7 protein-coding genes and 1 other annotated feature are annotated in these 12,042 nt (G+C 38.5%); of the genes, 6 read left to right on the top strand and 1 reads right to left on the bottom strand.

Annotated features, from left to right (window positions below):
• Nucleotides 1–35: 35 nt before the first annotated feature.
• Nucleotides 36–209 (bottom strand) — a binding site (T-box leader).
• Between the two features lie 211 nt (nt 210–420).
• Nucleotides 421–1,647, top strand: a complete 1,227-nt coding sequence (locus MKY65_RS16485) for a putative glycoside hydrolase (protein WP_339178662.1) — start codon at nt 421–423, stop codon at nt 1,645–1,647.
• Nucleotides 1,648–2,221: 574 nt separating this feature from the next.
• Nucleotides 2,222–3,568 carry a gluconate:H+ symporter gene (locus tag MKY65_RS16480; RefSeq protein WP_339178661.1) on the top strand — a complete coding sequence of 449 codons (1,347 nt, stop codon included), beginning with the start codon at nt 2,222–2,224 and terminating at the stop codon, nt 3,566–3,568.
• Between the two features lie 315 nt (nt 3,569–3,883).
• Here the strand turns inward: MKY65_RS16480 and MKY65_RS16475 are convergent, their stop codons facing one another.
• Nucleotides 3,884–5,257, bottom strand: a complete 1,374-nt coding sequence (locus tag MKY65_RS16475; RefSeq protein ID WP_339178659.1) for a gluconate:H+ symporter — start codon at nt 5,255–5,257, stop codon at nt 3,884–3,886.
• Nucleotides 5,258–6,147: 890 nt separating this feature from the next.
• On the opposite strand from MKY65_RS16475, the gene MKY65_RS16470 reads away from it, so the two are divergent.
• From MKY65_RS16470 to MKY65_RS16455, 4 genes are all read left to right on the top strand, one after another.
• Nucleotides 6,148–7,917 carry a PrpR N-terminal domain-containing protein gene (locus MKY65_RS16470; RefSeq protein ID WP_339178657.1) on the top strand — a complete coding sequence of 590 codons (1,770 nt, stop codon included), beginning with the start codon at nt 6,148–6,150 and terminating at the stop codon, nt 7,915–7,917.
• A 241-nt stretch (nt 7,918–8,158) separates the two neighbouring features.
• Nucleotides 8,159–9,481, top strand: a complete 1,323-nt coding sequence (locus MKY65_RS16465) for a four-carbon acid sugar kinase family protein (RefSeq protein WP_339178655.1) — start codon at nt 8,159–8,161, stop codon at nt 9,479–9,481.
• 77 nt (nt 9,482–9,558) lie between these two features.
• Entirely contained in the window at nt 9,559–10,563 is a 1,005-nt protein-coding gene (gene pdxA / locus MKY65_RS16460; protein ID WP_339178653.1) for a 4-hydroxythreonine-4-phosphate dehydrogenase PdxA, read from the top strand.
• Between the two features lie 154 nt (nt 10,564–10,717).
• A complete protein-coding gene (locus tag MKY65_RS16455) occupies nt 10,718–11,968 on the top strand; it encodes a lactate racemase domain-containing protein (protein ID WP_339178652.1) in 1,251 nt (416 codons plus the stop codon).
• The last annotated feature ends 74 nt before the right edge of the window (nt 11,969–12,042 follow it).

Below are 12,042 nucleotides of genomic sequence, written 5' to 3'. Positions count from 1 at the left end.
TTCCCAGGCAATAAAAAAAGCCCACTCATTCCCAAAATAGGGACGAATGAACCGCGTTGCCACCCTGATTATTCTATAAATAGAATCACTTCATTAGTAAAATAAAGCTCCAAAGCCCAATTCCACCTTCCCATGATACTTGTTTTCAGCACCACAAGCTCTCTTAAATCAGCGGGAAAGATGTACTATATCTTCTTCAATGCTTCTGCTATTAAATTAAGTTTATTATAAGTTTATTTTTAACAAATTGCAAGTGACCTATACATAAGAAAATCGACAAAATAGCCAGCAATATTTTTATGGATGTATATTTACCTACAAAATAAAACTTTTTTCCACTTTTTACGAGTTTTCCTTTTAAAAACTCCCTTCATTCATTTATACTAGTAATAAAATATATTCAAATGGGAGATTGATTGGATGAAAAAATGGAGGAATCTGGTAACGGCTTTTGTTGTTGCCGGTGCAGCATTTGTCGGTTTGGGGCAAGCAAATGAAGTGCATGCAGAGGATGGCGCGGATGTAGCAGCAAAATCACATAAAGAGCGGTCTACGAGCTTAGAAGAAATAGATACTTCCCAACGGTTTAGCCGCTTTGTCATTACATCTGATTATAATTTTACATATCCGGATGCAGTACGGGGAATCTATGTTACTGGTAATTCAGCCGGCGGAGAAAAAATGGAAAGTTTAATAGATTTAGTATCTTCCACAGATTTAAATTCAATGGTAATCGATGTGAAAGAGGATTACGGACATATCACATTTGCCCCTGAGGAAGGATCAGTGTATGAAGATATAGGAACAACATTTATTTCTGACCCCGCTGCAATGATGGAACGATTAGAGCAAGAAGAAATTTATCCAATAGCGCGTATTGTTGTTTTTAAAGATAATATTTTAGCTGAAGCCCGTCCTGATCTATCTTTTAAAGAAAATGGAGAAGTTTGGACAAACGGCAGCGGTCATGCATTTGTCAATCCTTTTGAAAAAGAAGTGTGGGAATACAATGTAGAAATAGCTAAAATGGCTGCAGAAATGGGCTTTAAAGAAATACAATTTGACTATGTTCGATATCCGGAGGGCTTTGAAAATAGAGATGAGGATTTAGAATATTCCATGGGGGATTATGCAGATTTAGATATGGATAATGTTCAAAAGCGTGTCGAAGCAGTGACTGATTTTGTTGCTTATGCCCGTGAAGAACTAAGCGATTATGATGTTGATGTATCCGTTGATATTTTCGGGTATGCGGCAACGATAGAGGAAACACCGGGAATTGGTCAAAACTTCTCAAAAATCTCTGAGAATGTAGATATTATTTCGTCTATGATTTATCCAAGCCATTGGGGCCCTTATTTTGGACTTTCCAATCCAGATGAAGAACCATATGCTCTTGTCGATGAATATTCTCAAGTAGAAAATGAAGTCTTGGGTGCTTTGGATGAACCGCCGGTATCTCGTCCATGGCTGCAGGATTTTAGTGCGCCATGGTTATACAGCGGACCGACATTTGAATATGGCAAAGAAGAAGTAGAAGCACAAATCCAAGCATTATATGAAAATGATATTAATGAATTCCTGTTGTGGAATGCGGGTAATACCTATACGGAAAATGTAGATTATTTAATTGGAAAAGAAGACTGATGGAAAAGCTCCAGGATGAATGAAAACCGCTCAACCGAGTAAATAAGAAAAAACAAAAAATCAAATGATAATGAAACAGCCTGACACCGGAAATTTGAACGGTGTCAGGTTGTTTTTATTTCTTCGATTAATTCTAACAAAATAGAGACTGTCGCAAAAATCAACACAATAATAGTGTTTGTTCTCTTGACAATAATATACACAAAGTATAAAATATTTTTTGTTGCCAAAAACAACAATTAAAGTAATAACTAAACTATTTCAGGCAGTAAAAAAGAAAAGTGTTGTGAATTTATATCTTTGATATCAGAAGGGGAAGGTTTCTGCTTCAATCTATATTCCGGCGGTATTTGATTTTCAAATGAGGAACATGGATTAAAATAAATGGACTTTCCATTTTAATCTATTTCGTTTGTAAGCACTCTCATTCAAGGAGAAAAAACAAATTTGTATTTTTGTTGAAAGCGTATACCGCAGAAGCTTATCATGATGTCATTTATAGAGAATTAAAAATTACAATATCTTTATCATAAACAAATAGAACTGCTAAAACTTACATCAGGGGGACAGACAGATGCCATTATTAATTGTTGCACTAGGGGTACTTTTATTACTTATTTTTATTATGAAATTTAAATTAAATACATTTGTTTCATTGGTTATTGTTTCATTTATAGTAGCTTTAGCACTTGGTATGCCTATGGGAGAAGTTGTTGAATCGATTGAGAACGGATTGGGAGGAACGCTTGGCCACATAGGATTAATCTTTGGGATGGGTGCTATGCTTGGAAGGCTTATTGCTGATTCCGGCGGGGCTAATCGAATTGCGATAACGTTGATTGACAAATTTGGTGAGAAAAGAATTCAATGGGCAGTTCTATTTGCTTCGTTTATCGTTGGAATCGCCTTATTCCTGGAGGTCGCCATTGTATTACTTGTTCCAATTATATTCTCGATAGCAAAAGAGTTAAAAATTTCTATCGTGAAATTAGGATTGCCGATGGTTACAGCTGCGCTGGCAACACATGCTTTCTTGCCTCCGCATCCTGGTCCAACAGCGGTAGCTTCAGAATACGGTGCAAATATTGGGTTGGTTTTAATTTACGGCATTATTGTTGCTATTCCGACCGTAATTATTGCAGGAATTTTATATCCAAAGCTTGCGCAAAAGATTGTGCCGACTGCATTTACCAGAGAAGGCAGCGAATCGTTTGGTGTCCAGAAAACGTTCAAATTAGAAGAAACGCCTGGTTTTGGAATTAGCTTATTTACAGCATTATTTCCAGTAATATTAATGGCTTTAGGTGCGATTGTTGATATGATTCAGCCAGCTTTGGGCATTTCCGATAATTTATTTATGAATGTGATTCGTTTCATTGGTAATTCTTCAACAGCTATGACGCTTTCTTTATTACTGGCAATTTATACGATGGGAATAAGAAGAAATATTCCTGTTAAAAAATTAATGGATTCCTGCTCTTCAGCGATTAACGCATTAGGAATGCTGCTGCTGATCATCGGTGGCGGCGGAGCGTTAAAGCAGGTGCTTATTGATGGAGGTGTCGGCGATTATGTTGCAGATATCTTTGCAGGTTCCATGATGTCACCTGTCTTTTTTGCCTGGATGATTGCAGCGATTTTACGTATTTGTTTAGGCTCGGGGACAGTTGCAACATTAACTACTGCAGGGTTAGTTATTCCATCACTTGCCGGAATCCCGGACGTTAACTTGGAACTCGTTACACTGGCAACCGGAGCAGGCAGTGCCATTGCCTCTCATGTAAACGATGCTGGTTTTTGGATGGTTAAAGAATCTCTGGGTATGTCCTTAAAAGAAGCATTTGGAACCTATACGGTACTTTCAACCATTGTAGCTGTAGCTGGTCTAGTATGTACTTTGTTATTGGATATTATCATTTAAAGAAGAACAGTCCGATGAAGGTGATGCGTAGAAATGTGTCAGGACTGTAAAAGGTGCAGGCAGCAGGAGCAGCTGAATTTGGTTTTCATTCTTCTATTTAAATTTAAACAAAAAACCAACCATTTACAGAATCAAATGGTTGGTTTTTTGCACTTTACCATGCCAGCAGGCAGAAAAAAATATCCCGATTTTATTTGGAAGCCGTTAAACATATTAGAAAATACTATGTTTATGACAGGACGGTAAAAAAATCGGGATAAGTTTGTCGAAAGGGGAGGGAGAAAATAACTTCTCCTTCCCTTCATTTTATTATATTTAAAGAATCATGTTAGCAATCAGAAGACATATAAATCCTATAAACCACATGATTGTAGTTGGTACGGACCAAACCATGATTTGCTCTTTCACGTTCTTGATTCCTAACATACGGTTCACAACCCAGTAGAAACTGTCGTTAAAGTAAGAGAAAATTAAAGATCCAAGTGCTGCAGCAGAAGCAGCTAGTGCCATATTAACATCCATTTGTGCCAAAATCGGTGCTGAAATGGATGCTGCTGTAATCATAGCAACTGTTCCGCTTCCTTGAACCAGACGGACCATTGTCGAAACGAAGAACGGAATCAGAATAGCTGGCAGCGGCAGTTCAGCAATTTGCTGGGCAATATAATCTCCTGTTCCGCTTGTACGTAATACGTTTCCGAGCGCACCGCCGGCACCGGTAACAAGCAGGATGATACCCGCATCCTGGATTCCTTTTTCCATTTCCTCCAATGTATTCAGCCGGCCGCGGTTACCTGCCAGCGCATAGATTGCAACGATAAGACCTAGTGCAACGGCAATAATCGGCTGACCTAAGAAGATGAAAATTCCATAAACACCTTCTGTTAACTCTAAAGCATCCAGCGTTGTGTTCAAGAAAATCAGAATAATAGGAATTAAAATGGGCAAGAATGAACGTCCAAAGGACGGAAGATCTTTTGCTCTTTCGTTAATGACTTCAACCATTTCTGGATAACCCATATGCTGATCTGGTCTTGTGAAGCCTGTTTCGGAATCATCAGGAAGCTGATAAATTCTTTTTCCTAACCATTTTGCATAAAGAACACCTGCAATCATAAGCGGAATCGCCAGCGTAAGCCCTAATGCAATCATAATACCGATATCCACTCCGAAAATGCCGGCTACCCCTAACGGCCCTGGTGTAGGAGGTACTAATGTATGAGTGAGTACGAGACCAACGGCTAAGGCAACACCGATGGAGATAACAGATTTCCCTGTTTTTCTAGAAAGCGTTTTAACTAAAGGATTTAAAATAACGAAAGCAGAGTCAACAAATATTGGAATTGAAATGATATACCCTGCAATCGCCATTGCCCATTCCTCTTTTTTCTTTCCGACAAATTTAATTAATGAATAAGCCAGTGTTTCAGCGGCGCCGGTAATTTCAAGAATGCGTCCCATCATGACGCCCAGTCCAATGACAATACCGATAGATGCAAGCGTACTGCCAAAACCTTCTGAGATAGCAGCAGCAACATCGCCCGGGACCATCCCCCCTACAAGGCCTGCGATGGAAGCTGCAATGATTAGTGCTAAAAATGCGTGAATCTTTGTCTTTAAAACTAATAAAATTAGTGCAATTACCCCAAGTATTAACCCGGAAACCATTTGGATACCTGATGGTTCCATAATATTTCTCCCCCTTTGTAAATGTTTACATTTGAAACCAAAGATAAAAACGATGGATACCATTTCTCATAAAAGCACATTTGATTCTAGAATGTAGTAACTTTTTATTCAGCATTTGTTATTTATGCAAAAAGAATGCGATTTCAATTTTAAAAAATATAATTAGAATGTGCAGCATCACTTTTGCGGCCGATTGTAAGTGCTTAAATAAGACTTAAAAATGAAAGTTCATAAACCTCTCCACGTATATAAGTGACCAGCAGGCTTTCTAATATATAGTTAATTACCAAAATTGCAACACTTTTGCGATTAAATAATCAAACATTTAATAATTAATGAGAAATGTTATTTATCGCATCACATTGTGCTGTAATGAATTCTATATTCTTCAATGAAACTTGTCAAGTAGATATTTTATATTATTTTTGTTAGTTTTTTCAACATAAAGGTTTATGCTTTGTTTCCTGATTGAGCATATGAAACTGTAGAAATATGTTTTAATTGGTAGTAGCCAGAAACAATAGCTTGGCAGCAAAATCAAGAAGCTAAATCTCCGTTTAACTGGACATTTAGCGGGAGTTCGATGCAAAATAAACCAAAGGGGTTACATAAGGAACGATTGCGTGATAAAAAATTGAATAAGAAATGTGTATAAAAGGACAGATTCGTGTATTCGAATGGATGAAAACACGGAAAGTATCTTGTCATTCATTTTTTATCACGGAGAACCGCCCGTAAAACTCCTGCTGAATGAAATTTTGTTTTATAGAGAATAAGAATTCAGATTACTTACCAGAATTTTTCTTGATACAATAGAAACAAAATAAGATCTTTTCTTAAAAAAATAAAGAAATCGATAACTTGATTTTTTCGACAGAAGGTGAAGTTGAATGATAAAAGTATTAGTAATTGTCCCATATGAGGGACTGCTTGAAATGATGAAAGAAGTTAGCCAAGAAGTAGAGGATATTGAATTACAGGTGGAATTAGGTAACCTGTCAGAAGGTGTGGCTATTGCAAAGAATGCTGAAAATGAAGGGTACCACGTTATCGTCAGCCGCGGAGGTACAGCTTCCATGATCCAAGAGGCTGTATCGATACCGGTAATAGATATCCAAGTATCCGGCTATGATGTGTTGCGAATTTTAACACTTGTGAAAGGATTTTCCGGTAAAGCTGCTATTGTGGGATTTTCAAATATTACCCAAGGTGCTGCTACCATATCTGAGCTGCTGGATTTAGATATTAAAACATTAACAATTACTAGAGACAGCGAAGTAAAAGAAAAATTACTGGAATTAGGTAAGGATGGTTACGAAGTTGTAATCGGGGACGTTGTCACTGTGCGGACGGCTAAACAATTAGGAATGACAGGAGTATTGATTACATCCGGAAAAGAGGCAGTGATAGATGCTCTGGAAGAGACACGAAGATCCTACCGCTTATTTTCAAGATTGCAACAGAATATCGCATTTATGGAAACCATTCTTGACAGTGAAGAGCAGGCTATCAGTGTTTTTAATCAGGACAATGAAGTGATTTATGGAAATGAGCAATTTTATCATGAGTTTCATTGGTTAAAGTTAGACAATACTGACGTTAAGAAGCTTATACAGGAAACAACATTAGCAAATGAGAAGCAAGTAAAAACGCTTTCCATCAATAATAAATTATGGGAAATAACGACATGCCCGATTCAAGACGCAACCATCTTATTTTTTAAAAATGCACATTCGAACCAAACGATTACGCAAAGTGAACATATGGACTCCAATGTTATTGAATTACACACCTTTGTTGCCCGTACTCCTATTTTAGGAAAAAGTGATGTCATTCATCATGTAATGGATCAAATCGAGCATTTCAGAGAACTTGACGGCCCAATCTGGGTTTCGGGAGAGCAGGGAAATGGCAAAGAGCTGGTTGTCCACTCTATTTATTTAAAAAGGCATACAGCAGATAAACCGCTGATCACCTTGCACTGTGATGTAATAACTGCAGAACAATGGAAAGACCTGATGAAGGAAAACTTTTTTCAAAAATATGCTAATAGTATCTTCTTCTTGAAAAATATCGATAAATTGAATCCTTACATGCAGAAGGAGTTACTGCAATTTCTTCAGAATGAAAATAACCGGAATCCGCAATGGCTTATTTCTTCTGGGGATGATATGGAAAAAATAATTAAAAAAGGCACCTTCCATCGTGAGTTGTTTCAATTGTTAGCTCAATCTCATATTCATATACCTCCGCTGCGGGAGCGCAGAGAGGATATTGAGTATTTAGTTCATGTGTTTATTTCTGATCTGCATCCAAAATATGGCAATGAAGTTGTCGGAATCCGCAACGATGCCCTGGAGCAGCTGATTGATTATGATTGGCCTGGAAATGTAGGGCAATTAAAATATGTCATTGAACAATTGTTTTTAGAATCTCAATCTTATTATATTGAGAAAACAGAAGTGGATACTGTATTTAAGCGGGTAGAACAACAAGCAAAGCAGAATGATGTGCTATCGTATGTGGATATGAGCGGTACATTAGAAGAAATTGAGAAACAAGTAATCACAAAGGTCCTTGAAGAGGAAGGAATGAATCAATCCAGAGCGGCAAAACGCTTGGGTATTAATCGTTCTACCTTATGGCGCAAGCTGAAATAACAGCTTGCGTTTTCTTTTTGACAATAAAATTACAATATGATGCTAAATACAACATATTATTAAAAAGACAATAAAAATAAATAAAATATATTGCAAAATACAACGGATTAGTTTATCATTATGAATGAAAACGTTATTAGTGTATAAGCAACCTCCTTATAATAAAGTAAGATAAATATCATACAAGAAAAGTTAAACAGTAAAAGGAAAACGGAGATTGTTCAGAAGGGGGTAAATAGAGTTGGAACTGGCAGTGATTGCAGATGACTTAACTGGTGCAAATGATACAGGTGTTCAATTTGCAAACAGAGGATTAAGCACGACCGTACTTTTTTCAGACACCGAATTACAATCATCGCATTTAAGTGAAGATGTCATCGTTTTAAATTCAGATAGCCGTGCACTCGATTTTCAAAAAGCATATGATATTGTTTTTAAGCTATCTACAGAATTGAACAGGTTAGGAGTAACAAGCGTTTTTAAGAAAATCGATTCTACAATGAGAGGAAATATCGGTCAGGAAATCGATGCAGTAATGGACGTCTTTCAATTCAAAACCTCTTTTGTAGTACCGGCCTTTCCGAAAAGCAAACGGACAACGGTGGAAGGAAAACACTATGTGAACGGGGTGCTGCTAGCAGACTCGGAAATGGCCAATGATCCCTCCTGTCCTGTAAAGCAGAGCTACCTTCCAGAATTATTGGAAGGACAGAGTAAGCGGGATATCCAATTGATTTCCATTTCGGATGTGCGAAATGGAAAAGATCATATACTAGAAAAAATGTTGAGGGCGACTGCTGCAAACGCATCTCAAATTATTGTCATTGACGCAACAACAGATGAAGAATTGAAGGCGATTGTTGAAGCGGCCGAAGCATTGGAAGAAAAATTTCTCTGGGTCGGATCGGCGGGAGTAGCCTCTCATCTTTCCAGTACAGGCGGTAACCGGAAAGAGGTATTACACAGCAACCAATCAGATGAACGGCCGCCAGTGCTGGTTGTAGCGGGCAGTGTGAACATGATCACCGATCAGCAGATTCATGATTTGAAAAAAGGGAATAATGTAGAAGAGATTGTTATTTCGCCTGAAGCGTTCTTTGACAACGACAAACGAGAGTATGAAATAGATCGTATCGTTCAGTCTGGCCAGGCGTTATTGGAAAAAGGAGATTTAGTAATAACAACGGATCGCGGACAAGAAGCGAGAAATCGAGTGAAGCTGCTGAAGCAGGAGCTTGATTTATCAAATTTTGACGTAGGGTATACAATTGCTGAATCAATGGGAATGATTGCTGGTCAGTTGATTGAAGCGAATGATATTAGTGGTGCAGTCTTAACCGGCGGCGACATTTCAGGTGCAACCTGTAAAGCGTTAAAAGGAGAAGGAATTCGGGTGATTGGAGAAGTGGAGCCCGGTATTCCTTATGGGCAGCTTTTCGGCGGATTATTCGATGGGCTTCCTGTTGTAACCAAAGCAGGCGCATTTGGAACGGAACAAGCGCTATCCAAAGCCCTTGAAACAATTACAAAAGTGCAGGGACCTGTGATAAACAATAAAAAGTAACATATAACGCCAGGTGTATGGTTGGTAATTACAATAGGCTTGGCAAAAAAGATTAGGATAATTAGGAGGAATTTATTATGGCTGCGAAACAACCAACGATTGCAATTACAATGGGCGACCCTTCAGGAGTGGGGCCGGAGATTATTGTCAAATCTTTAAATGATAAACATATTTATGAAACAAGCCATCCATTTGTAGTTGGTGATGCAAAAATATTAAAAAGGGCACTGGAAGTAACAAATGTAGAGCTTAAAGTAAACAGCATTACTAAACCGGAAGAAGCAGTATATGAATATGGCACAATTGATATTATTGATTTAGATTTGGTTTCTGAAGATTTACCATGGGGACAGGTTTCCCCTGAAGCGGGAAATGCTGCATTCCGCTATTTGGAAAAGGCAATCAGCTATGCAAATGAAGGGGCAATTCAAGGAATTTGTACAGCTCCTTTAAACAAAGAAGCACTTCATAAAGCTGGTCATGTTTACCCGGGTCACACAGAAATTTTAGCAGAACTGACAAATACAAAAGATTTCGCAATGATGCTCTCTGCACCGGGTTTAAGAGTGATTCACGCAACCACTCATGTTGGACTGATGGATGCAATCAAGAAAAATAATGCAGAGCGTCAATATACAGTGATTAAGCTTGCGCATGAAACATTACAAAAAGCAGGAATTGAATCTCCTCGCATCGCAGTTTGCGGCATCAATCCGCATGCTGGAGAAAATGGACTTTTCGGTAACGGGGAAGAAGAAGAAAAAATCATTCCGGCCATTGAAAAAGCACAAGCTGAAGGAATCAATGTGCAAGGGCCGCTTCCGGCAGATACACTGTTCTTTAGAGCGAAACGCGGTGATTTTGATATCGTTGTAGCACAATATCATGACCAAGGACATGGCCCGATTAAAGTATTAGGTCTGGAAGCTGGCGTGAATATTACAGTTGGACTTCCAACTATCCGTACGAGTGTTGACCATGGGACAGCATTTGATATTGCCGGCAAAAATATTGCTGACGAGCTGTCATTAAAAGAAGCGTTGCGTATGGCGGTTGAATTAGCTCCAGAAAATGAATCCTAAAAGATTGAGCAAGAGGTTGTGATTAGCCTCTTGCTTCTTGGCATGAAAAACTGGCAAGTATGAGGTCTGGTTTTACGGAAAAATGATTTCCCTATTAAGACAGGGAGTATTTCATCGATTTTAGATAAACGTAATTTGAAAGGAGCTGTAAACAATGTCTTTACCGAAAATGGCAAAAATTAGACAAAAATTTGAAGTGGAAAGTCTGAACGATATTACAGGGACTGTTTCAGAGCAATTCAATCATGTGAATGCGGATGAGAAAATCAAACCCGGCATGGAAATTGCAATTACTGTCGGAAGCCGCGGGATTGCTAATATTCCGCTTATTGTCAAGGGTGTAGCGGATGAAATTAAAAAAAGAGGTGCAACACCATTTATTATTCCGGCGATGGGAAGTCATGGCGGGGCTACTGCCGAAGGTCAAATCGAAGTACTTGATGGACTTGGGGTAACAGAGGTGTCAACCGGCTGTGAAATTCGTTCATCCATGGAAGTTGTAGAAGTAGGCAAAACATCAGCTGGTATTCCTGTTTATGTTGATCAGCATGCATATGAAGCGGATGGTATTATCGTGATGGGGCGCGTGAAGCCGCATACTGATTTTAAAAAGGATATTGAAAGTGGTGTCTTGAAAATGGCATCGATTGGTATGGGAAAACATAAGCAGGCGTTAGCGCTTCACACGCATGGTATCAGAGGAATTCGTGATATGATGCCTGAGGTTGGCAAGGTTGCAATCAGTCATTCGAATACACTGTTTGGAATAGCGATTGTAGAAAATGCGCATGAAGAAACCGCGATTATTGAAGCGATTAATCCTGAACAAATTGAAGAACGTGAAAGAGAATTATTGAAACGTGCATTTGCTTTAATGCCTAGTCTTCCGGTTGATGAGATGGATATATTAGTCGTTGATGAAATAGGCAAAAATCATAGTGGAACAGGCATGGATACAAACATTATTGGCCGCATACGAGTGCTGGGAGTAGAGGAGCCTGAAAAGCCTAGTGTCAAATACGTGATTGCTTCTAAATTAAGTGAGGCCAGCCATGGTAACGCATTAGGGATTGGCCTGGCCGATTTGACAACAAAACGTTTATTTGAAGTAATTGATTTAAAAGCTATGAATGAAAACGTTGTAACAAGTACATTTTTAGACAGAGCTAAAATTCCAATCGTCCTTGATAGCGATCGGAAAGCATTAGAAGCAGCACTCCGCGCCAATTGGGGCGTCCCGTCGGAAGAGGCAAGAATTGTGCGGATTCCAAACACGCTTCATATCGGCGAGTTATTTATATCAGAAGTGATTTTCAATGAATTGAAAGAGAACAAAAACATTGAGGTATTAGAGGATTTGCATGAAATGGAGTTTGATGCTGAGGGCTATTTTCCTCCAATGTAAATAGGAAGGTAAGTGAGGTTACTTCATTTATTTTAATCGTTGTAAATGGACGAGCTGGCTATGTTAAAATGATG

The organism is Oceanobacillus sp. FSL W7-1293 (assembly GCF_037969815.1).
Taxonomy (GTDB): Bacteria; Bacillota; Bacilli; order Bacillales; family Amphibacillaceae; genus Oceanobacillus; species Oceanobacillus oncorhynchi.
This window is presented reverse-complemented; position numbering and strand designations above follow the sequence as displayed.